Origin of the sequence: Larkinella knui, from assembly GCF_003858645.1 — a bacterium.
Taxonomy (GTDB): domain Bacteria; phylum Bacteroidota; class Bacteroidia; order Cytophagales; family Spirosomataceae; genus Larkinella; species Larkinella knui.
Map to the genome: position 1 here is coordinate 1,489,288 of NZ_RQJP01000001.1, position 23,504 is coordinate 1,512,791.

The 23,504-nt window shown below is 51.0% G+C and carries 20 protein-coding genes and 1 tRNA gene; 17 read left to right on the forward strand and 4 right to left on the reverse strand.

Annotated elements, in window-relative coordinates:
• Positions 1-56 precede the first annotated feature (56 nt).
• Positions 57-1,508 carry a 23S rRNA (uracil(1939)-C(5))-methyltransferase RlmD gene (gene rlmD, locus EHT87_RS06110; RefSeq protein WP_124904858.1) on the forward strand — a complete coding sequence of 484 codons (1,452 nt, stop codon included), beginning with the start codon at positions 57-59 and terminating at the stop codon, positions 1,506-1,508.
• 63 nt (positions 1,509-1,571) lie between these two features.
• Here the strand turns inward: rlmD and dnaB are convergent, their stop codons facing one another.
• Entirely contained in the window at positions 1,572-3,119 is a 1,548-nt protein-coding gene (dnaB, locus tag EHT87_RS06115) for a replicative DNA helicase (protein ID WP_374756019.1), read from the reverse strand.
• 455 nt (positions 3,120-3,574) lie between these two features.
• On the opposite strand from dnaB, the gene EHT87_RS06120 reads away from it, so the two are divergent.
• The 4 genes from EHT87_RS06120 to EHT87_RS06135 are packed head-to-tail and all read left to right on the forward strand — an operon-like array spanning position 3,575 to position 8,408.
• On the forward strand, positions 3,575-4,522 hold the full coding sequence (locus EHT87_RS06120) for a PhoH family protein (protein ID WP_124906053.1): 948 nt from the start codon (positions 3,575-3,577) through the stop codon (positions 4,520-4,522).
• A complete protein-coding gene (locus EHT87_RS06125; protein ID WP_229320867.1) occupies positions 4,503-5,831 on the forward strand; it encodes a M43 family zinc metalloprotease in 1,329 nt (442 codons plus the stop codon). Before EHT87_RS06120 ends, EHT87_RS06125 begins: the two co-directional genes overlap by 20 nt.
• Before the next feature lie 34 nt (positions 5,832-5,865).
• Entirely contained in the window at positions 5,866-6,315 is a 450-nt protein-coding gene (locus EHT87_RS06130) for a GNAT family N-acetyltransferase (RefSeq protein ID WP_124904864.1), read from the forward strand.
• Positions 6,315-8,408: a ComEC/Rec2 family competence protein gene (locus EHT87_RS06135; protein WP_124904866.1), complete on the forward strand. Its 2,094-nt coding sequence runs from the start codon at positions 6,315-6,317 to the stop codon at positions 8,406-8,408. Before EHT87_RS06130 ends, EHT87_RS06135 begins: the two co-directional genes overlap by 1 nt.
• A 3-nt stretch (positions 8,409-8,411) precedes the next feature.
• Here EHT87_RS06135 and EHT87_RS06140 read toward each other — a convergent pair whose 3' ends face one another.
• Positions 8,412-9,677: a T9SS type A sorting domain-containing protein gene (locus EHT87_RS06140; protein WP_124904868.1), complete on the reverse strand. Its 1,266-nt coding sequence runs from the start codon at positions 9,675-9,677 to the stop codon at positions 8,412-8,414.
• 220 nt (positions 9,678-9,897) lie between these two features.
• Here EHT87_RS06140 and EHT87_RS06145 point away from each other — a divergent pair, with 220 nt between their 5' ends.
• From EHT87_RS06145 to holA, 6 genes are all read left to right on the forward strand, one after another.
• Positions 9,898-10,389, forward strand: coding sequence for a YajQ family cyclic di-GMP-binding protein (locus tag EHT87_RS06145; protein ID WP_124904870.1), 492 nt, complete (start codon positions 9,898-9,900; stop codon positions 10,387-10,389).
• Positions 10,390-10,420: 31 nt separating this feature from the next.
• Complete coding sequence (locus EHT87_RS06150; protein ID WP_124904872.1) at positions 10,421-11,089, forward strand: TetR family transcriptional regulator C-terminal domain-containing protein; 669 nt, start codon at positions 10,421-10,423, stop codon at positions 11,087-11,089.
• 72 nt (positions 11,090-11,161) lie between these two features.
• Positions 11,162-12,505 carry an ABC1 kinase family protein gene (locus tag EHT87_RS06155; RefSeq protein ID WP_124904874.1) on the forward strand — a complete coding sequence of 448 codons (1,344 nt, stop codon included), beginning with the start codon at positions 11,162-11,164 and terminating at the stop codon, positions 12,503-12,505.
• Between the two features lie 62 nt (positions 12,506-12,567).
• A complete protein-coding gene (locus EHT87_RS06160) occupies positions 12,568-13,068 on the forward strand; it encodes a deoxycytidylate deaminase (protein WP_124904876.1) in 501 nt (166 codons plus the stop codon).
• A 12-nt stretch (positions 13,069-13,080) separates the two neighbouring features.
• On the forward strand, positions 13,081-13,683 hold the full coding sequence (locus tag EHT87_RS06165) for an acyl carrier protein phosphodiesterase (protein ID WP_124904878.1): 603 nt from the start codon (positions 13,081-13,083) through the stop codon (positions 13,681-13,683).
• 43 nt (positions 13,684-13,726) lie between these two features.
• Positions 13,727-14,746: a DNA polymerase III subunit delta gene (holA, locus tag EHT87_RS06170; RefSeq protein ID WP_124904880.1), complete on the forward strand. Its 1,020-nt coding sequence runs from the start codon at positions 13,727-13,729 to the stop codon at positions 14,744-14,746.
• 74 nt (positions 14,747-14,820) lie between these two features.
• Here holA and EHT87_RS06175 read toward each other — a convergent pair.
• A tRNA-Met gene (locus tag EHT87_RS06175) sits at positions 14,821-14,894 on the reverse strand.
• A gap of 111 nt (positions 14,895-15,005) precedes the next feature.
• Between EHT87_RS06175 and EHT87_RS06180 the strand changes: the two genes are divergently transcribed.
• The 6 genes from EHT87_RS06180 to menD all read left to right on the forward strand — a co-directional run bounded on the left by EHT87_RS06180 (position 15,006) and on the right by menD (position 22,460).
• Positions 15,006-15,401, forward strand: coding sequence for an START-like domain-containing protein (locus tag EHT87_RS06180; RefSeq protein ID WP_124904882.1), 396 nt, complete (start codon positions 15,006-15,008; stop codon positions 15,399-15,401).
• A gap of 7 nt (positions 15,402-15,408) precedes the next feature.
• Positions 15,409-16,923, forward strand: coding sequence for an LptF/LptG family permease (locus EHT87_RS06185; protein WP_124904884.1), 1,515 nt, complete (start codon positions 15,409-15,411; stop codon positions 16,921-16,923).
• Positions 16,924-17,013: 90 nt separating this feature from the next.
• Positions 17,014-17,289 carry a 30S ribosomal protein S15 gene (gene rpsO, locus EHT87_RS06190; protein WP_124904886.1) on the forward strand — a complete coding sequence of 92 codons (276 nt, stop codon included), beginning with the start codon at positions 17,014-17,016 and terminating at the stop codon, positions 17,287-17,289.
• 196 nt (positions 17,290-17,485) lie between these two features.
• The gene (gene pnp / locus EHT87_RS06195) at positions 17,486-19,627 is read left to right on the forward strand and encodes a polyribonucleotide nucleotidyltransferase (RefSeq protein WP_124904888.1); all 2,142 of its coding nucleotides are present in this window, start codon (positions 17,486-17,488) and stop codon (positions 19,625-19,627) included.
• Positions 19,628-19,744: 117 nt separating this feature from the next.
• Positions 19,745-20,608, forward strand: coding sequence for a sigma-70 family RNA polymerase sigma factor (locus EHT87_RS06200; RefSeq protein ID WP_038118528.1), 864 nt, complete (start codon positions 19,745-19,747; stop codon positions 20,606-20,608).
• Positions 20,609-20,717: 109 nt separating this feature from the next.
• A complete protein-coding gene (menD, locus tag EHT87_RS06205) occupies positions 20,718-22,460 on the forward strand; it encodes a 2-succinyl-5-enolpyruvyl-6-hydroxy-3-cyclohexene-1-carboxylic-acid synthase (protein WP_124904890.1) in 1,743 nt (580 codons plus the stop codon).
• Here the strand turns inward: menD and EHT87_RS06210 are convergent.
• Complete coding sequence (locus EHT87_RS06210; RefSeq protein WP_124904892.1) at positions 22,457-23,491, reverse strand: tetratricopeptide repeat protein; 1,035 nt, start codon at positions 23,489-23,491, stop codon at positions 22,457-22,459. The genes menD and EHT87_RS06210 overlap by 4 nt on opposite strands.
• Positions 23,492-23,504: the final 13 nt, after the last annotated feature.

Below are 23,504 nucleotides of genomic sequence, written 5' to 3' on the forward strand. Positions count from 1 at the left end.
AGGGTTGTCGAAACCAAAATACGGTGCTTAATTTACAGAATTTATTACAGTATATTATGTCTCGAAAGACCCAAAAGATAGTGGAACGGTTGCAAGCGATTCGCATTGACGATGTTGCCGCCGAAGGAAAGTGTCTGATTCGTACCGATGAAGGAATTATATTTGTAGAAGGTCGTTCGGGAGGCCCCGCACCGGCGCCCGGCGATGTGGTCGATATTCGCGTGGTGAACCGGAAAAAGCAATACCGGGAGGCCGTGGTCGAGAAAATACACGCGTATGGGCCAAGCCGGGCGGAACCGTTCTGTCCGCATTTTGGAACCTGCGGAGGGTGTAAATGGCAGCATATCCGGTACGACGAACAGCTTCGTTTCAAAGGCCAGCAGGTTTTCGATCACCTGACGCGAATCGGCAAGGTGCAATTGCCCGCCATTGAGCCGATTTTGCCGTCCGCTCAGACCACCTATTACCGGAATAAACTCGAATTTACCTGCGCAGAGGGCCGCTGGATATCGGCGGAGGAAATCCGGTCCGGGATGTCGGTCGACAAGCGGGCGGTGGGTTTTCACATTCCCAAGCGGTTTGATAAAATCCTGCCCATTCAGCATTGTTACCTGCAACCCGATCCTTCGAATGCCATTCGCCTGGCCGTAGCCGATTATGCATTCCAGCACGGGTTTACCATGTATAACCTGAATACTCACGTAGGTTTTCTGCGTACGGTAATCATTCGCACGGCCTCGACAGGCCAGGTTATGGTGATCGTTCAGGTGGCCGAAGACCGGCCGGAGGAGCTGGCCGGTTTGATGGAAATGCTGAAACAGTCGTTCCCGGCAATCGCTTCGCTGAATTACATCCATAACACCAAACTCAATGATTCGTATCAGGATCAGGACGTGGTCCTGTACTGGGGAAAACCGTATATCGAGGAACAGATGGACGATGGCAGCGGTCAACCGCTTACGTTCCGGGTCGGACCCCGGTCGTTCTACCAGACCAATGCGCTACAGGCATTTGAACTCTATAAAATTACCCGCGACTGGGCGGGCCTGACGGGTTCGGAGCGGGTGTACGATCTCTATACCGGAACCGGCACCATCGGGTTGTTTGTGGCCCGGAAAGCCCGGCAAGTTATTGGAATTGAATACGTTGAGTCCGCAGTTGAAGATGCGCGGGTAAACGCGTCCATCAACGGAATTGCAAATGCCACCTTTCTGGCGGGGGATATGGGCGCGCTCCTGACGCCCGCACTTTTCAATACGTACGGCCAGCCGGATGTGGTGATCACCGACCCGCCCCGGGCCGGAATGGACGAAGCCGTCACCCGGAATCTGCTCCTGGCGGCTCCGCAACGCATTGTTTACGTGAGTTGTAATACCGCCACCCAGGCCCGCGATCTGGCTATTCTGGACGAATTGTATGAAGTGAAAGCGGTTCAGCCGGTTGATATGTTTCCGCATACCCACCACGTCGAGAATGTGGTGAAGCTGGAAAAAAGAAGCCAGGCCTAATCAGTTAAAAATTAAGAGTTAAGAGTTGCCGACGCATATAACTTTTAACTCTTAATTCTTATCTCAGAAGGGCGTTTCTTGCTGATTGGGGTCGATGTGGCCGAAGTTGGTGAAATTGGTATTCGGTGTGTTGAGATTGTTGGCTTTGCTTTTGACAATTCCGCCCTGGTTTTCGAAAGTCTGCGCCCCCGAAGTTTTGGCGTCGAAACCGGCCGATGGACCACTGAATGGGGGAGGGGTCTGCGGCATGAAGAAGGCGTCCAGATCGGCGAATTTCGTGTATTTTCCAACAAACCGCAGTTGAACGGTATCCAGCGAACCGGAGCGGTTTTTAGCAATAATCACTTCCCCGATGCCTGAGACGGAGTTGCCCTGTTCGTCGGCGCTAATGCCGTAATATTCAGGGCGGTAGAGGAAGATAACCATATCGGCATCCTGCTCGATGGAACCGGATTCCCGAAGGTCGGAAAGCTGCGGTTTTTTGTCGCCACCCCGGGTTTCAACGGCCCGGCTCAACTGCGAGAGTGCAATCACGGGCACGTTCAGTTCTTTGGCCAGGTTTTTCATGGCCCGCGAAATCGAGGCAATTTCCTGCTCACGGTTTCCGCCCATTTTTCCCGAACTATCGCCCTGCATCAATTGCAAATAGTCAATCACCACCAGCTGAATATCGTGCTGGGCTTTTAACCGGCGGCATTTGGCCCGTAATTCCAGAATCGAAAGCGCCGGAGTGTCATCGATAAAAATCGGGGCTTCGGTCAGTCGCTGGATTTTATGGTGGAGCTGGGCCCACTCGTGCGGAGCCAGATTCCCTTTCTTGATTTTTTCGCTATCGATTTCGGCTTCCGCCGAAATTAGCCGGTTTACCAACTGTACCGACGACATTTCGAGTGAGAAAATCGCCACGGCCTGACCAAAATCGACCGCAGCATTTCGGAGCGCACTGACCACAAAAGCGGTTTTACCCATCCCTGGCCGAGCCGCCAGAATGATCAATTCCGAGCGTTGCCAGCCGGAGGTCAGCCGGTCGAGGGCACTGAAACCCGACGGAACGCCCGTCAGGCCGTCTTTCATGTTCTTTTTCTGCTCCAGTTCGTCCAAGGCCTGCCGCATAATGGTACTCATGTCGGCGTAGTTTTTCCGGATGTTGGATTCGGAAATTTTGAACATGGATTGCTCGATCCGGTCGAGCAGATTGAAAACATCGGTGGTGTCCTCGTAGGCGTCACGCTGAATTTCGTTGGCAACCGTAATCAGCGCGCGTTTGATGGAAGCTTCCGCAATGACGCGGGCGTGGTATTCGATGTTGGCGGCCGAGGTAACGCGGGTGGTCAGCTCCGTAACGTAACCACCACCCCCAACCACTTCAATTTCACCGGTTTTTCGCAGTTGCTGCGTAACCGTCAGCATGTCAACCGGTTCGGCGTTGCCAAACAGGGTAACAATGGCATTATAAATTCGATTATTGGCTTCCTTATAAAAACTTTCCGGCTTTAAGATGTCGATGACGGCCGAGAGCGCGTCCTTTTCAATCATCAGCGCACCCAGCACCGCTTCCTCCAGATCGATGGCCTGGGGGGGCAATTTTCCCAGCCCGGTGGGGGTCAACATGTGGTTTACACCATCGGATAGGCTGCGCCGATTGCCCAGATAAGGGGTCTTCCGAAAATTTGAATTGGTGGGGCGATCGTTCTCCATTGCCTTGCAAGTATAGCCAATCGATGGTACAATGAAAAGCCGCCGGACGGATTGCCAGCGGTTGATTGAAAGCTACTCCGGCACTAAGTTCTTGGCTCTAAAGTACATATTCCGGCGTGGACCGGTTGAAAAAAAAGAAAAAATGTTTTCTGTATTTAGCTTACGGTTTATCCCGGTTTTATACCCTTGTTTACCGATAGAATTTCGGATTGGGCGGGGGATTGCGCAACTGATTAATCATCAAATCTTTGCACAAATTTGGAAGGATCGGGAGATAATAATTAACTATTTTTGTTGTTTACTACGTACGATCCTCTAAATTTAGAAGGAAAAATAAGTATGGTCACCCTGAAAATATGAACGGAGATTTGGTAGAAAAAGTAATCACCCTTGACAACGTATCGCTCATCGACTTCCTGGGAGTTGAAAACAACAACATCAAAGAGGTAGCAGCCGCCTTTCCGATGAGCAAGATTATTTCCCGCGGGAACGAAATCCGCATCAAAGGCACAACCCCGGAAATTTCCCGAATCACTGATATTCTGGACTCTCTGATCGAGCATTACCAGAAATACGGCAAACTGACCCACGAGAACGTTCGCAGCTTCCTCAAAAACAACGAACGCGAACCGGCAGCGGTTTTACAAAACGACGATAATGTGCTGGTCTACGGTACCAAAGGCGTTATCGTTCGGGCAAAAACCGCCAATCAGCAACGGTTGGTGGATGTTTCCGAAAAATATGATCTGGTCTTTGCCGTAGGTCCGGCCGGAACCGGTAAAACCTATACCGCCGTGGCGATTGCGGTTCGGGCGCTGAAAAACAAAGAGGTTAGAAAGATCATCATTACCCGCCCGGCGGTGGAAGCCGGTGAAAATTTAGGCTTTCTGCCCGGCGATTTGAAAGAAAAAATTGACCCCTATCTTCGGCCGATCTACGACGCACTGGATGACATGATTCCGGCCGAAAAGCTTAAATTATACATCGAAAGCCGTACGATTGAGATTGCTCCGCTGGCCTACATGCGCGGGCGAACCCTCAACCATGCGTTCATTCTGCTGGATGAAGCCCAAAACACGACCCCGATGCAGATGAAAATGTTTTTGACACGGATGGGCCCCAGTTCCAAAGCCATCATTACGGGTGACCGATCCCAGATTGACTTACCCAAAAATCAGCGCTCCGGACTGACCGAAGCCGTTGAACTGTTGAAGGATATCAAAGGAATTGGCTTTGTGGAACTGGATGGCAGTGATGTGGTTCGTCACCGGCTGGTTAAAGAAATTATCACCGCGTATGAACGGGCTGAAAAATAAGTACTTAGTGGCGGTATTCAGTATTTTACTCGGTTTCGGCTGGGCGGAGACAGGGGCGCAAACTCCCGTGTCTCCGCAACGCTGCGGAATCGATGGTCGGGAGCAGATCCTGCAACAACGTGATCCGCAACGGCTTGCCAAACGCCAAAAGCTCAACGAACAGGTCGAGCAACTGATTCGGCAAAAAAACAGTGAGCCGGGCCATTCGCGCATTGGGGAAGTGGTTTACCGGATCCCGGTGGTGGTGCATGTCGTGCATAATAATTCATCCGGTTTTGTCGGCGGAGCTAATAATCCCAATATTTCGGACGAGCAGATTGCCTCCCAAATCCGGGTGTTAAACGAAGATTATCGCCGGATGGCCAATACCCGGGGGTTCAATTCCAACCCCATCGGCGCGGATACCGGTATTGAATTTTTTCTGGCCCGGACGGATCCCGATGGAAAACAAACCAACGGCATTACCCGGAATTACAACCAGAAAACGAATTACAACGTCTACGATAAGTCCAGTGGCGACGATCGTCTGCTGTCTCAAATCGCCTACTGGCCGAGCGATCAATACCTGAATATCTGGGTAACCACGCTTCGAAGCGATTATTTAGGCTACGCCCAGTTTCCCGAAGCCGAAGGCATTCCGGGTTTGTTACCGCTGGAAAACGAACTGACGGATGGCGTCATTATCGATTACCGGTATTTTGGCAGTGAGCTGGGGGCGGTAACCAGTGCTACCTATAAATATGGCCGTACGACGACGCACGAAGTGGGGCACTGGCTGGGGTTGATTCATATCTGGGGCGATGCCGTTTGCGGAGATGATTACTGCAACGATACGCCACCGACCGAAAGTGCCAATCAGACCACGGCCTGTACCGAGCGGTTTTCGACCTGTAACGGAACCCGAACCCGGAATCAGATTGAAAATTACCTCGATTACACCCCCGATGCCTGCATGAATTTATTTACGCAGGATCAGCGGGCTCGCATGCGGGCGGTGATTGAAGCCAGTCCCCGGCGGCAGCGCGTAGTCCGCTCGTCGGATCCGCTTCCGCAGACGGAATCGCTGACGGTCAATGTTTTTCCGAATCCGGCACAGCGGCAATCGACCCTGGAAGTTTTGTTTACCGGCTTTCAGTCGTTTCAGGTTGACATTACCGATTTATCCGGACGGGTAATCCGGACCCAGAACTTTACCGATTATCCCAGTTCGTCCATCAGCATTCCCCTGGACACCTTCGCCCGGGGTGTTTATTTTGTAAAAGTGCATACTGATAAAGAGACCGCTTCCCGCCGGTTGCTGATTCGTTAAACAGGTTCGGTATACCGAAAAACTATCCTGCCGTATGATTGAAGTGATTCAGGTTATCCGTCCGGCTGAAATGCAGCAAGTTTTTGCCATCCGTGAAGCGGTGTTCGTCAAAGAACAACACGTTCGGGCGGAGGATGAATACGATGAATTTGAAAAAATGAGCCACCATTTCCTGGCTACCTACAACGGAACACCCTGCGGAACCGCCCGCTGGCGCACCACTTCCTATGGTGTCAAACTGGAACGGTTTGCCGTTCTGGCACCGTATCGTGGAAAAGGCGTTGGTCAGGCGCTGGTGAAAGCGGTGCTGGACGATGTGTTCAGCCAGCAGCCGGAGCCCATCGAATCGGTTTATTTGAACGCCCAGCTTACGGCCATGCCTTTGTATGCCCGCTTCGGATTCAAAGCCGTCGGCCCCCAGTTCGAAGAATGCGGTATTCAGCATTACAAGATGGTTTTGCCCGCTTCTTCCTTTCCGGCCTGATGCTACGCTGGAGCGCTTTTCCGTTCGTCCGCTACGTGCTGGCGCTGATGACCGGAATTACCGCTTATCTATTTTTTCCGGATGCTTCCCGAATCCTGATCGGCGCATTGCTAATCAGCCTGTCCGGTTTAATGGCGGTTTTTCTCGTAAAACCGGCCCTGAGTTCCGTGTTCAAAGGCATCGCGGGGTGGGGGATCCTGATTTGTTTTGGCTGGTTAATCACCGCCAGTCATACGGCCCGAAATAACCCTATTCATATGTTGCGTGTGCAAGCACCTATACGAGCCTATCAGGCCGTAGTGGGGTCGCAAGCCGAAAACCGCACCAAGACATTTCGCCTGGAACTGGATGTGCGGACGGTTTTGACGGGTCGGTCGTGGCAGCCCGCCAGCGGACGGTTGATTATCTACCTTGATAAAACCGTTGCGAAAAAACCGCAGTATGGCGACGTCTGGCTGGTTCGGGGCGCGCCCCGAACCATTGATCCACCCCTGAATCCCGGCGAGTTTAACTACAAACGGCATTTAGCAAACCGGGGAATTTATCATCAGCAGTATTTACGCCCCACCGATCGGGTGGTGATGGGCTACCAGCCCGCCAGCCGCCTGACCGCCCTGGCGTATGGCGTTAACAACTGGGCCGATAGCGTTTTTACCAGTCATTTGGGCAACGGGCCGGAGTTTGCCATCGTGAAAGCGATGATTCTGGGCGTTCGCGACGGCATCGATACCGACTTGCAGCAGGCTTATTCAGCCGCCGGGGCGGTTCATATTCTGTCGGTTTCGGGACTGCATGTCGGGGTGCTGTTTGCCGTACTCAGCTTTCTTCTGGCTTTTTTGAAACGAAGAAAAGCCGGGAAGTTTGTCTTTGCCGCCATCATGCTGGGATTGCTCTGGTTTTATGCCCTGATGACGGGTTTTTCAGCACCGGTATTGCGCTCGGCGTTTATGTTTACGTTGCTGCTCGTGGGCCAAACCATCGGCCGCGTGAACAACCCGCTGAATACGCTGGCTGCTTCCGCTTTCCTGATTCTGCTGGCAGATCCCTACGCCCTGACAACAGCCGGTTTTCAGCTTTCCTATGTTGCCGTTGGCGGTTTGATTCTGTGGCATCGGAGCCTTTACCAAAGCCTTACGTTCCGGTTTTGGTGGGCCGACTGGCTATGGAAAATAACGGCGGTTTCGCTGGTGGCTCAGTTGGTTACCTTTCCGCTCGGTGTCTTTTATTTTCACCAGTTTCCGACTTATTTCTGGCTGGCCAACCCCGTCGTGATTCCCCTTTCTTCCCTGGTTTTAATCCTGGCGATGGGATTACTCGTTGTCGGCTGGATTCCGTATGTTGGGATGGTGGTTGGTAAACTACTTTTCGGGTCGATGTGGCTTCTTAATCAATCCATCAGGCTGACCGAACAATTGCCGCACTCCATCGTAAAACCGCTCACGGTGACCGGCGGGGAGTTGCTGCTGCTCTACGCGGTCATTTTGTCCGCTATTGCCCTGTTCATCCTTCGTGAAAAACGGTATGGCTGGGCGCTGGTCATCAGCACTTTTTTGCTGACTACCTCGGTGGGCTGGGCCACCATCCATCGGAAACAACAGCGGTTATTTATGGTGCATTTTGTGCCCCACCAGTCGGCGATCAGTTTTATAAAAGGAAATTCAGCCCGATTGCTAACGAAAGAGCCCATGTCTGACAACAGCCGGGAGGTGAGATTTTACGTTCGGAATACCTGGGATAGTCTGGGCGTCAATCAAATTGCGTATGTACAGCCGGACCGCAGCGATCCTTCGTTGCCCCTGTTCCAGAACCGGGATGTGACGCTCCTGAACTGGCAGGGGAAAAGTGTGCTCCTGGTCAATCGAATCACCAAAACGTTCCGCTGGCGATTGCCGGCCGTCGTTGATTACCTCATCATTAGCAAAAATGCCCTGCAGAACTGGAGCCAGCTGAAAGGCCGGGTTGCTGCCCGGCATATTATTTTTGACGATTCAAACAAAACCCCGCTGACCGACCGATTGTTGGCTGAAGCCCGCACCCTGGGAATTCAGTGTCATTCGGTCCGCCAGCAGGGCGCTTACACAGCAACGTTTTAACGATTATTTCAGCACCTTGCGGATAAAATACTGATTACCCAGCCGAATCGTAACCAGATATAGGCCGCGCGGCAACTGCTGAACCGAGAGGGTTTGAAGATGGCTTTTTTCGGTTTTCAGACTACGCTGGGTCAGCCACTGTTTGCCGCTGATGTCGGACAATTCGATATCCACCATGCCCGTTTCGTCAGCTTCAAATCCGATTTTCAGTTGATCGACCATCGGATTGGGAACTAACCGAACCACCGGACTTTGATCGCCCAGACTGACAGCCAGCAATTTTGAATAGGCGAATTGCCCATCCGTGTCGACCTGTTTCAGGCGGTAATAGAAGGTGCCCTGCGCCACCTCATGATCGATATAACGATATATTTTCTTGCCTTCCTGACTGCCAAATGGGTCGACCACCTGACCGCTGATCGGTACAAAATCGAGTGCGTTTTTCGATCGTTCAACGATAAAGTGGCTGTGGTTCAGCTCATTAGCGGTTTGCCATTCCAGCCGCACCCCATTCTGCTGAGGCTGGGCGCGAAAATAGGCATAGGCTACGGGCAAAGCGGCAGCGCAATCCGTACAGTTGGTGGTAACCGTGGCCGATCCCAAATTGGAAGGCGTATAGGAACCGGGTAGACACACCAGGACATTGGATGAATTCGTCAGGGTGTTATTCAAATTGGTCTGTCCGTTCTGGGGTTGTGCAATCGAAATACAGCCTTTGGTGGACAGAGCGGTGGTGCCATTGGTGCTGTTATTTTGGAAGTACTGGGTATGGATCTGCCCCATGTTTGCCATGCAGACACTCCCGGAGCCATTGATCCGGAATAAACCCGTCGTGTTGACCGTTCCGCCATTGACAACGAGAGCATAGTTGACGTCCAGTGAATTCATTGTCAGGACACCACCATTTTCTACAATCACACGGGCTCCGTTGAAACTGGTATTGGACGGATTGGAAAGCGTTCCCAGAATGCGCAGATCGCCTGAATTGGCGTTAAAATTAGAAAGCGTGCCGGAATTATAAACCAATACCCCTCCGCTCAAATTGGAATTGGAGATGGAGCCGGGCGCACTGAGGCAAACCACCGCGCCTGCCTGAATGGTGAGGTTGCTGACTGCCGCCGTAATGCAGTAGGTACCCGATGATAGGGTTTGGTTGCCGGTTGTCAGGGCAACACAACCCGCACAGGAGGGCGTTGGCGGGGCACATTGGCCATAACAGACGGCCGGAAAAAGTAAAATAACGAGCACAAAGAGGTGGATAATTTTCATAGAACAGAGTGAGTGTATGGTTTTAAGGGGTTAAAAGTAAACCGTATTGCCTATACAAACAAACTCGATTTCTTTGATTTAGCTTTCCGGGCGTTTGCAGCCTGACTTGTCAGCAGCACCGGGACGGTTCAGGGGTTGCCGGGTTACGAAAATGACTTTACTTTTGCGGGAGACCATTCCGGTCCGTTTATTTTTTATGCGTTAAAAAACCGAAACTCCTATGGCTTCTTTTGATATCGTCAGCAAAGTAGATTTACAGACCCTGGATAATGCTATTAATGTCGCTATCAAAGAGATAGCCAATCGGTACGATTTGCGAAACAGCAAAACCAGTGTTGAGCTCAATAAAAAAGATCTCAAAATTCAGGTCGACACCGACAATGACATGAGCTTGAAGTCGGTGGAGGATATTTTGCTGACCCGGATGGTGAAGCAGGGCGTCGATGGGCGGAGTCTCGATTTTACCGCCGAGCCGCATCAGTCGGGCAACCGCCTGCGCCGGGAGCTTAAAATCCGGCAGGGGCTGGACAAAGACCAGCAGCGAAAAATCCTGAAACTGATCAAAGAACACTTTCCGAAACTCACGGCTCAGGCCATGGACGATCAGGTGCGGGTGACCAGCAAAAAAATCGATGATTTGCAGGCGGTAATCGGCCTCTTGCGCCGGTCTGAGCTCGAAATATCTTTGCAGTTTGTGAACATGAAAAGCTAAACTTTTTTGCTCAACACAGCGTTCGTGAAGTATGGAAAAACTGGAAAAAATCCGTAAAGCCTACACAGAGTATGTGCTCGAAAACGGAACCCCACCACCGAGTGTTTTTCAATTTGCGAAGAAGCTGAAGATTTCCGAAGCCGATTTTTATCAGGAGTATACCTCGTTCGAATCGATTGAAGCGGATATCTGGGTGGCCTTCTTTAAGCAGGCCGTCCAAAGCATTGAAGCCGACCCGGTTTATCAGACGTATTCCGTTCGCGAAAAACTGCTGGCTTTTTACTACACCTGGATTGAAGTGTTGAAATCGCAGCGCAGCTTTGCGGTTTTCAGCTTCAACCGCATTCGGGAGACCGCTTCCCGGCCTTCGCCCGTGGCCCGGGTGCGCATGGGAAATCAGTCTTCCCGGGTTTGGCAACCATTTAAAGAGCTGTATTTTGATTATGTACGCGATTTGCTGGCCGAAGGACGGGAAAGCAAAGAAGTGGAACCCCGGCCGTTTTTATCCGACCGCTATGCCGATGGTTTGTGGACCCAAACCCTGTTCATCCTCAATTTCTGGGTGAATGACGTCAGCAAGAATTTTGAAAAAACCGATACGGCCATCGAAAAATCGGTCAATACGGCTTTCGATCTGATTGGCCGCTCTCCGCTGGATTCTTTGTTCGATCTGGCCAAATTCATCTACCACAACAAATAAAGAAGGGCGTTTGCCTGCTGAATGGGTTGACACGTCCATTCATTCAGCAGGCACACCCCATCGATCCCAGGCATGAAGACGCAAAATCATATCCCGACCACCAAAGTTGCCCGGGCCAGCCAGTTTGTGAAAGCGGGTGTGAAAGTCGGTGGCAATTACCTGAAACATTACGGTAAAAAGCTGCTCGATCCGGAGTTGACGCGGGAAGAACTGCATAAAGACAACGCCACCGATATTTACAATGCGCTCAGCGAATTGAAAGGCAGTGCCCTGAAAATGGCGCAGATGCTGAGTATGGACCGGAATATTCTGCCCCGGGCATATGTCGATCAGTTTGCCATGTCCCAGTATTCGGCACCACCCTTGTCCGGGCCGCTGGTCGTCAAGATGTTCCGTACGTATTTCGGGAAATCACCCCAGCAGATTTACGATCGTTTCGAGATGGAAGCCGTCAACGCAGCCTCCATCGGGCAAGTGCACCAGGCCTGGAAAGACGGGAAGAAACTGGCCGTCAAGGTTCAATACCCGGGGGTGGCCGATAGCGTCAGTTCCGATTTGCGCATCGCCAAACCGCTGGCCATCCGCTTGTTGAACCTGAACGAAAAAGATATCAACCGGTATATGGGGGAGGTGGAATCCAAACTGCTGGAAGAAACCGACTACGAACTCGAACTGAAACGCTCGATCTATATTTCGGAGCAATGTGCGTCGATTCCGAACCTGGTTTTTCCGAAATACTATCCGGAACTATCGAGCAAACGCATTTTGACGATGGATTGGCTGGACGGTTTTCACATGAAGGATTTTTTGAAAACCAATCCGTCACAGGAAATCCGAAACCGCATCGGGCAGGCGTTGTGGGATTTTTATAATTACCAGATTCACGACCTCAAACAGGTTCATGCCGACCCGCATCCCGGTAACTTTTTGATGCGCGCCGACGGAACCATGGGCGTTATCGACTTTGGCTGTGTGAAAGTTATTTCGGATTTCTTTTACGATAATTACTTCCGCCTGATCAATTTCGACATGCTCGACGACGAGGAAGCCACGCTGCAAACGTTCCGCAATCTGGAGTTTATCGTTCCCGAAGATTCCCCGAAAGAACAGGCTTTTTTTGTTGAACTGTTCAAAAAAATGATCGTTTTACTGGGAAAACCGTTCGAGAAACAAACCTTCGATTTTGGCGATAATGCCTATTTCGATACGGTATACGCCTTTGCCGAGGAGTTAGCGCAGGTGGAGGAACTGAAAAACTCGAAAGTGGCCCGCGGATCGCAGCACGGTTTGTATATCAACCGGACCTATTTTGGCTTGTATTCGATGCTCAATGAATTGAAAGCCAAGGTCATTACGCACAAACCGGATTGGCTGGTTTCCAAAAAACTGCGGCTTGAAATGCAAAACGCCGACTGAAGTAAGCGGATTATGCGGTATTTTCGTTTAATTTGATACCGCATCCGCTTTCCCGTAACCCGATGAGTAAACCCCGCTTCGACGATATTTTCATGGAACTGGCCGTCAATCTTTCCAAACGGTCTCATTGTATTAAGGCTCAGGTGGGTGCGGTTTTGACTAAAGAAACCAGGATCATCTCCATTGGTTACAACGGTCCGCCGTCGGGAACGCACAATTGCGACGAAGAATTTCCGGGCGTGGGTTGCCCGCGCGATTCGAAAGGAAGCTGTTCGCTGGCGCTCCATGCCGAACAAAATGCCATTTTATACGCGGCCAAAAACGGGGCTGTCATCGAAGGGGCAACGATTTACGTGACCCTCTCGCCCTGTATAGCCTGTGCGCGGATTATCTTCAGCATGAAAATTGCAAAAGTGGTTTTTCTGCATTCCTACGCCCAGTATAAAGGCATTCCGACGGATGAAGGTGTCGAGTTTTTGCGCAAATTCGGCGTCGAAACCGTCCAGTATCAGCCTGCCGCAGGGTTTGAAACCGTCATTCAGCAGGGTGACCCGCATCTGTAGGCACCCGGATCGATGAATATATTAGCACACGCTTACCTATCCGGTACTGACGAGGGCCTGTTAATTGGCAATTTTATTGCGGATTTTATCAAAGGAAATCCCGCCCATCCGAAACACGGTTTAGCGGCTGAGGTCCAGCGCGGAATCCGGCTACACCGCCAGATTGATCAGTTTACGGACCACCACCCTTTGGTTGAACAGATGCGGATTGTGGTTCGCCCGCGCTGCCATAAATACGCAGGTGCCGCCATCGATGTATTTCTGGATCACTTTCTGGCCAGCCATTTTTCGGAAATTGCGCATCAACCCCTGACGGAATTTGTAACCCATTTTTATAAGTTTCTGCAAAACCGGCAGAATCAGTTGCCGGATGCTGCCCGGCGTATGGCAGGATACATGATTCAGCAGGATTGGCTGACGAATTACCGCTTGCTGGAAGGCATCGACCGCAGTTTGAAAGGAATGGCCCGGCGGACGGCTTTTCCCTCCAATCTGGATACGGCGGTCGAGGATTTGAAAGACAATTATGGTAGTTTTGAGGGCTATTTCAACCGGTTTTTTCCCGAATTACAGACGCATGTCCTCGATTTTCTGGCAAACGATCAACCGGTTTAAGGAGCAGTTGACTGAGAAATGATTACGTATATAGTATACCGTTATGACACCGGCTATTGACCAGATTCTGAAAGATGTCCGAAAGAAAAATTTTGCCCCCTTGTATTTACTGCACGGCGATGAAACGTATTTCGTGGATCTGATTGCCGATGAAATTGAAAAAATAGCCGTTCCCGAGCACGAGAAGGGGTTTAATCAGTTCATGGTATTTGGCAAGGACACGCAGGTGGGCGCGGTGATCAACATGGCCCGCCGGTATCCGTTTATGGCCGACCGTCAGCTCGTACTCGTCAAAGAAGCCCAGCAACTGGGCGGGTTGAACGAAAAAGCGAGTCAGTCGCTGCTGGAGGAATACGCCAAATCACCCTTATCGTCCACGATTCTGGTTTTGTGTCATACCGGACCATATGACGAGCGGAAGGCGCTGGCCAAAGCCATTGCGCAAAAAGGCGTTTTGCTGAACTCGAAAAAGCTCTACGACAACAAAGTGCCGGACTGGATCGGGGAGTATTGCCGCCAGCAGAACGTGAAAATCAGTCTGAAAGCCATTCAGATGCTGTTCGATTATATTGGGAACGACCTGAAACGGCTGGCCAGTGAAATCGACAAAATCATGATCAATCTGAAAGCGGGCGAAGAAATCAGCGCCGAGACCGTTGAACGTTTGGTCGGGATCAGCAAGGAATACAATGTCTTTGAATTACAAAAAGCACTGACGCTGCGCGACGTGCTGAAAGCCAACCGGATTGCCGACTATTTCAGCCGCAACCCGAAAGATAACCCGCTGCCGCCGATGCTTATTATTCTGTATCAGTTTTTTACGAAAGTATTGATGGTGCAGGCATCCCGTGATCAGAGTGAAAAAACGTTATCGTCGTTACTGGGCGTGCACACCTTTTTTGTGAAGGATTACCTGCAAACCGCCCGGGCCTATCCTTTATGGAAAGTCGCCGGTATTATTCACTCCATCCGCCAGGCCGATGCGTTTTCGAAGGGAATCGATGCGCCCTCCCTAAACGAAGGCGCTATTCTGAAGCAACTGGTGTATGAGATTCTGCATTGAGGGTTCGGCATACATGCAAAAAACCGCCGGATTACGGGCGGTTTTTTCATTTGGGGTTCACCAGGAACCTTCAGTAGCGGGGACGAGAGTTGAACTCGTGACCTCAGGGTTATGAATCCTGTGCTCTAACCAACTGAGCTACCCCGCCAGATTTGGTGCCACAAAAGTAAGAAAAAAAACAAGTACTCCAATACACCTTTTTGAGTACCGTGTTAAAATTCTGCTAACTTTGCCACATTACCTCTTTAAAATCACTGATATGGAAAACTATAAATTTATTGCGGAATATGAACTTCGGGCATCTCCAAAGGTCCTGTTTCCCTATATCAGCACGGCTTCCGGCCTCTCCCAATGGTTCGCAGCGAAAGTGAATGTCCGACCGGATCACCAATTTGATTTTTACTGGGATAACGAAAGCCACCTTGCCAAACAGGTTTCCATGCGTCAGAATAAAAGCGTTCGTTTCGAGTTTTTGAACGGAAATGGAGCTAGCAGTGAAGAGCATAATTACATCGACTTCCGGGTGGATGTCAGTGAACTGACCCAATCCACGTTTTTACGCATCACCGATTACTCCTCCAACGCCGATGCGGACGAACTTAAATCACTCTGGAACAGTTTAATCGATAAGTTAAAAGAAATCGTGGGGAGTTAGGTCTGCAATGAAAAAAATTGATAAGCTCGTACTAAAGTCGTTTTGGGGACCCTTCGTATTGACGCTTTGTGTAGTCGTTTTTATTTTTTTGATGCGTCTGATGATGTTTTACATCGATCAATTTGTGTCAAAAGACATCGAATTACGGGTTTTTGCCAAAATTCTCTTCTATTTTAGCCTCATTACCATTCCCATTGCGCTGCCGTTGGCGGTGCTGCTGTCGTCGCTGATGACGTACGGAAACCTCGGGGAATTTTTTGAACTGACGGCCTTGAAAAGCGCCGGTATTTCCCTGACGAGGGCCATGCGCCCGTTGTTGATCGTGGCCACCGGCATTGCCCTCTTTTCGTTCTGGTTCAACAACAAAGTCGCGCCCTGGGCCAACCTCAAAGGCTACAGCTTGTTGTGGGATATCAAATCGTCGAAAGCCACGCTCAGTATTAAGGAAGGGATTTTTTACAATGACCTGCCCGGTTACAGCATCAAAGCCGATAAAAAAGACGGGGAAACGCTGCGGGGAATGGTAATTTACAAACACCAGGAAAACGGGATGGAAACCGGAAACCGGGAAATTATCCTGGCGGATTCAGGACGGATGTTTACCACCCCCGACAAGCAATACCTAGTTTTTGAGCTCTACAACGGGAACGATTATACCGAATACACCGATAATTCCAGCGTTTCCTACGCCAGCAACGGGCCTCAGAATCCGCTGGCCAAATTTTTACGGAATGGGTTTCAGCATTATAAATTACGCATCAGCCTGGATTCCTATGGGCTGAAGCGGACGGATGAGCAGCAATTCGAGTACCATGAGTACATGAAGAATCTCAAGGAACTTTCGACGCTGACCGATTCCTTGAAAAAAGAACTGAAAGCCAGTCTGGCGGGTACGGCCGCCACGTCCCGGCAATACTATACGTATCAGTTCAAGCAACCACCGCCTGTTATTGTAACCAATCCGTCGACTCCCCAACCCGTGGTGGTTCGTCCGGGCAAATGGATCGATTCGCTGCTGGCCCGGCCCGCCGATGCCCGTATCAAGGGCGAGGTGCAGGAAATGGCCCTGTCGCAGGCCCGAAACATGCTTTCTTACGCCGAATCGAACCAGACCTACCTGAAAGAGAAGGCTAAAACCGTTTACCGCTACGAACTGGAAAGTCACCACAAGTTTACGCAGGCGATTTCCTGCTTCATCATGTTCCTGATTGGCGCACCACTGGGGGCCATCATCAAAAAAGGCGGTTTTGGCGTGCCGGTTTTGGTGTCTATCATCTTTTTTATTCTGCTGTACGTGCTGACCCTGACCGGGGATAAATACGCCAAAGACGGGTTGATCTGGGTGCCGGCCGGGGCCTGGATGGCCAATGCGACCTTGTTGCCGCTGGGTCTGTACCTGATGAAACAAGCCCGGAATGATTCCCGACTTTTTGACAAGGATGTCTATGTAATCTGGTGGGAACGCATCAAAAAGCGGTATGCCAGCAGGCGAGCCGCCCGTACCGAAACCAAGATTGCCTGAAATATTCTGCCCTGGTTTTTCAGCTTATACTAAATAAAATCGTACTTTTGCGTTTCATTCAATTTATTCATTAGTTTTAGCTGTCTGACGATGTATTTAAATACCGAAAAAAAGCAAGAAATCTTTGCTGCTCAGGGGTTCAAAAGAACTGCGGATGACTCTGGGTCGGCTGAATCTCAGATTGCACTGTTCACATTCCGGATTAACCACCTGACAGAGCATCTGAAAAAGCACAAACATGATTACGGCACCCGCCTGGGCCTACTGAAACTGGTAGGAAAGCGACGTCGGTTGCTGAATTATCTGCAAAAAATAGAAATCGGTCGCTACCGGGCGATTATTGCCGAATTAGGCCTCCGGAAGTAATTCTTCAAGTCAATCAGGGAACCCGCCAAACAGGTTCCCTGATTTTGTGTTTACGTTTTTAATTAAGGCTGTTTTCTTGATTTTTTTACGTTCGGTTCGTCCGACGGTGCAGTCTGCGAGTAAGTATGTCTAGTTGCGGTCTTTCAGTAGAAACAATCGGTTTATAAAGCGGCTGTCGTGTATCATTCTATAAAGTATGTCACAAATCATCACAAAATCCATTACCCTTCCTGACGGACGTACCATCACTATCGAAACCGGTAAACTGGCTCGCCAGGCCGACGGTGCGGTAGTTGTTCGCTTGGGCGATACCATGTTGCTGGCAACAGTCGTATCGAATAAAGAAGGAAAAGAAGGAGCCGATTTTCTGCCCCTTTCCGTTGATTATCAGGAGAAATTCGCGGCTTCCGGACGCATTCCGGGTAGCTTCCAGCGCCGGGAAGGCCGGTTGGGCGATCACGAAGTCCTGATCAGCCGCCTGGTCGACCGCGCGCTGCGTCCGATTTTTCCGGAGGATTATCACGCCGATACCCAGGTCATGATTACCTTGATTTCGGCCGATGCCGAAGTGTTGCCGGATGCCCTGGCTGCCCTGGCCGCTTCGGCCGCTCTGGCGGTTTCGGATATTCCGTTCAATGGGCCGATTTCGGAAGTGCGCGTCGCTAAAATCGATGGCGAATACCTGGTTAACCCCAAAACGTCTGAGCTGGAACGGGCAACGCTCGATCTGATCGTGGCCGCAACGGCCAAAGACATTTGTATGGTGGAAGGCCAGATGAACGAATGTTCCGAAGATGAAGTGGTCGAGGCTCTCAAAGTGGCTCACGAAGTCATCAAATTGCAGTGTGCCGTTCAAAAAGAACTGGAAGCCGCCGTTGGTAAACAGGAAAAACGCGTATACAGTCACGAGACGCACGACGAAGAACTCCGTCAGCTCGTGAAAGCGCAATGTTACGATAAAGTATACGCCGTTGCCCTGCAGGCAAATAAAAATAAAAAGGTTCGCAGCGAATCCTTCAAAGCGGTTTTTGACGAATTTAAAAACGTCCTCTTTCCGGATGGCGACGTGGATTCCTTCAAACTGTCGCTGGCGAAAACCTATTTTCACGATGTGCAGTGGGAAGCCTCCCGCCGGTTGGTGCTCGATGAGCGGTATCGTTTGGATGGTCGGAAATTAGACGAAATCCGTCAGATTACGACCGAAGTCGATTACCTGCCTTCCGCTCACGGTTCGGCGGTGTTCACCCGCGGTGAAACCCAATCCCTGACGACGGTGACGCTCGGTACGAAAATGGATGAGCAGATTGTCGATCAGGCCATGCTTCAGGGCTATTCCAAATTCCTGCTTCATTATAACTTTCCCGGTTTTTCGACGGGTGAGGTAAAACCGAATCGCGGAGCGGGTCGCCGGGAAATTGGTCACGGAAATCTGGCGCACCGGGCATTGAAAAAAGTGCTGCCGCCGGAAGCCGACAATCCGTACACCATCCGGATCGTTTCCGATATTCTGGAATCCAATGGATCATCCTCGATGGCGACGGTTTGCGCCGGAACGCTGGCGCTGATGGATGCCGGGGTAAAAATAAAAGCACCGGTGGCCGGTATTGCCATGGGATTGATTACGGATAACACCGGCAAATACGCCGTTCTGTCCGACATCCTGGGCGATGAAGACCACCTGGGCGACATGGACTTCAAAGTGACGGGTACCGAAGCCGGTATTACGGCTTGCCAGATGGATATTAAAGTGGACGGTTTGTCGTATGAAGTGCTGACCGAAGCCTTGCAACAGGCCAAAGCTGGCCGTCTGCACATTCTGGGCGAAATGAACAAGTCGCTCTCGGCACCCCGTCCGGAACTGAAACCCCACGCTCCCCGGGCCATTACCATCAAGATCGACCGCGAGTTTATTGGCGCCGTAATCGGACCCGGCGGGAAGGTCGTGCAGGAAATTCAGAAAGAATCCGGCACTACGATTGTGATCGAAGAAAAAGATAACGCCGGCTATGTCAACATTTTCTCGACCAATCAGGTTGGGATGGACAAAGCCGTATCCCGGATCAGAGGGATTGTGACCGTTCCCGAGGTGGGTGAGATTTATGACGGAAAAGTGAAGACCATCATGCCATTTGGTGCCTTCGTCGAGTTCCTGCCGGGCAAAGATGGATTGTTGCACATTTCCGAGATCAAGTGGGATCGTCTAGAAACCATGGATGGGGTCCTTGAAGTGGGTGAAGAGGTACGGGTTAAGTTGATCGAAGTCGACAAAAAAACCGGAAAATACCGTCTCTCACGGAAAATTCTACTTCCCAGGCCCGTGAACAAAAATCCAGCCTGATTTGTTATTTTTTGTGTACAGAATCAGTACATGATTTCGTTACCAATTGGACTCGCGTAGGCGTTCACCCGATGAAGTAGTAATAAAACCGGACTGCCGGAAGGCAGTATTCCGTACATGAGACAGCTAAAGATTTCAAAACAGATTACCAACCGCGAGAGCCAGTCGCTTGACAAATATTTGCAGGAGATTGGTAAAGTGGACTTGTTAACGCCCGACGAAGAAGTACAGTTGGCACAGAAAATCCGGGAAGGCGATCAGTTGTCGCTCGAACGATTGACCAAAGCCAACCTGCGTTTCGTCGTATCCGTAGCAAAGCAGTACCAGAACCAGGGTTTATCGCTGGGTGACCTTATTAACGAAGGAAACCTGGGCTTGATCAAAGCCGCCCAGCGGTTTGACGAAACCCGGGGGTTTAAATTTATATCGTATGCCGTTTGGTGGATTCGCCAGTCGATTTTGCAGGCCCTGGCCGAACAGTCGCGGATTGTTCGTCTGCCGCTCAATCGGGTCGGTTCGCTGAACAAGATTTCCAAGACGTTCTCCGACCTGGAGCAGAAATTCGAACGGGAACCGTCACCGGAAGAATTGGCCGCCGTGCTGGAGATTTCGGCCGCCGAGGTCGTCGATACGCTGAAAATTTCCGGTCGTCACGTATCCATGGATGCGCCGTTCGTTCAGGGCGAAGAAAACAGTTTGCTCGACGTTCTGGAAAATGACGGCGAAGACAAACCGGATTCGGGTCTGATCAACGACTCCCTGCGGAAAGAAGTACAACGCGCCCTGTCGACGCTGACCCAACGGGAAGCCGACGTGATTACGCTCTACTTTGGCCTGAATGGAGAACATGCGATGACGCTCGAAGAAATTGGGGAGAAATTTAACCTCACCCGGGAACGCGTTCGGCAGATTAAAGAAAAAGCCATCCGCCGTCTGCGGCATACCTCCCGCTCGAAAGCGTTGAAAACGTATTTAGGATAAACGATTCGTAGTTAAACGTCGAAGTCGTAAAGAAAACGTCGGGCATGCAGCGTAATTTGCTGACCCGGTTTTTCTTTGCGACTTCGGCGTTTAAAACCCTCCGACTTTTGTGGCTATTCATCAGCACGTACTCAATCTCGTCGAATTGTGTGTTCGCAAGGGCCTGCGGCAAGCCATCATTTCGCCGGGCTCCCGCAGTGCGCCCCTGACGCTGGCGCTGGCGCGCCATCCGGAAATGACCACCCGCGCCGTCGCCGATGAACGGTCCGCCGGATTCATTGCCCTGGGCATGGCCCAGCAACTTCGCCAGCCCGTCATTGTGGTTTGTACCTCGGGCAGTGCAGTTTACAATCTGGCCCCCGCCGTCGCCGAAGCGTATTTCCAGGAAATACCGCTGTTGATTCTGACGGCCGACCGGCCGAAGGACTGGACACACCAGCAGGATGGACAAACCATTTACCAGACCGAAATTTTTGGAAAACACGTCAAACGTTCGTTTGAACTGCCCGCCGACTTTATTCACGCCGACGCCCGGTGGTTTGCCGAACGGGTGACGAACGAAGCCGTCGATCTGGCGCGGACTGAACCACGCGGGCCGGTGCATATTAACATTCCCCTGCGCGAGCCGTTGTATCCGACTGGTGAAGAAACCTTTCAGTATGGGCCGGTCCGGGTGATCGAACAGGTGACGGCAGCACCCGCTTTGGCACCGGAAACCTGGCATCAGATTCAGCAGGAGTGGGAAACCGCCGAACGAAAACTAATTGCCATTGGACAGGGCCCGCACGACCCGGCTCTGCTGGCGATTCTCAAAAAAATGAGTGACGAGTGGCGAATTCCGGTGGTGGGCGATGCGATTTCGAATTTGCCGCGAAACGACGAATTTGGGACACAGCTCGATGTGTTTCTGGGGGGAACCGACGAGGAGATGAACAAAGAGCTGGTTCCGGATTTGCTGATCACCTGCGGTCAATCTTTTCTGTCGAAACAGTTTAAACTCTTTTTACGGAATCATCAGCCCCGTTCGCACTGGCAGATTCAACCGCACAACCGCCTGGCCGATCCATTTCAATCGTTAACGCGGTTGATCCCGTATGAACCGGCGGCTTTTTTTGAAAAACTGTTTTCGGATATCGACTACCAGCGGTTTGTCAGCAATGACGATGACGATTCCGATGATCATTTTCAGGAAAACTGGCGGGCATTGGATCGGAAAGCCACGCGACTGGTGAGCCAGTTTCTGAAAGACGATGCCGTTTTTCACGAGTGGGCAGTCATTCAGCGAATTTTAGATGCCCTACCGGTTGAGAGCCAGCTCCATGTGGCCAATAGTATGCCCGTCCGGTACGTGAATCTTTCTGGGCTGGCCGAACAGCAGCAGGTTGAGGTTTTTGCCAATCGTGGTACGAGCGGTATCGATGGCTGCCTGAGTACGGCGGTAGGGGCGGCTTTGACGACGGATAAGGTGGTGACGGCTTTGATTGGTGATGTGGCTTTTTTTTATGACCGGAATGCCCTCTGGAATTCGCTGGTTCCTCCCAATCTGCGGATAATCGTGCTCAATAATCACGGCGGCAATATTTTCCGGATTATCGACGGCCCGTCCAGGCAACCGGAATTGGACGCGTATTTTGAAACGGCTCAACCGCTTTCGGCCGAAAATACCGCAAAAGATGCAAACCTGGTTTATACCAACGTTTTCTCCTACGGCGAATTAAAAACCGCACTGGCTGATTTCTTCACAACGGGTGATTCCGCAAAAATGCTGGAAATCCAGACCGACCGGCGGGTCAACGCCGAACAGTTTCAGCGGTATAAGCAGCTGGTGCAGGACACATTTCGCGGAATTTAGCGGCAAAACCGGGTCTGTAGCGCTTTTGCCAGTTCATCACCGGCCTGGACGCCCGTTTGCCAGGTTTGGCAGGCTTGGGTCAGATCACCCGATTGCTGGTAGGCCTGCCCCAGATAGGTATAGATGTTTTCGACCGACGGATCGAGCCGTTCGGCGTCTTTCAAGGCGGTAATGGCCTGGGAAGGTTGGTTTTTGGTCAAATAATAAAGGCCCAGATTGCGGTGAGCCCAGCCATTTTGATCATCCAGTTTGATGGACTGCTGAATGAGTTTCAACGCATCGTCAGGCCGATTGGATTGTAATAACACATAGCCTTTGTTATTGAGGTAATAAGGTTGGGTCGGTTGAAGTGCTAAGGCCTTGTCAATCAACGGTAACGCTTCGGCATATTTCTTTTCCCGGCCGAGGATCAATCCCAGGTTGTTGAAGGCGAAATGCTGCCTGGGATCAAGTTGGGTAGCTTGCCGGAAGTCGGCTTTGGCCAGATCGTATTGTTTCTGATTGAAATACAAAACACCCCGATTGGTCAGGGCTTCGGCATTTTTTGGATCTAAGGTCAGCGCTTTTTCAAAAGCAGCCTGAGCGGCTGAGAAATTCGACCGTTTCACCTGCACATTGCCGAGTCGAACATAAAAGTAGGTCGAATCGCTGTAAACCGGCCGGATTTTGTTCAGATCCTCGCTGCTTCCTGTCAGATCGTTCAAATCGGCGCGCACTTCCGCCCGGTTAAAGTACGCTTGCCAAAACTCAGCGTCTTTTTCGATGGCCTTGTTGTAATCCTCCAAAGCCGCCTGAAAATTGCCGATCCGGTACTTGGCCAGACCGCGATTGTTGTAGGCATCGGCAAAATCAGGATTTTTTTCGATAGCTTCGTTGTAGAACTTGATGGCTTGCCGGTATTCGCCGGATTGAAAAACCAGATTTCCCCGTTGAAAAAAGAGGGTGGCTTCATCCTGATCCGAGTTTGAACACCCGAAAAAAAAGAAACAAAGCGTCAGAAATACCGGATACGAAATAGAAATAGGTCGCATGGAGCGGGTCATC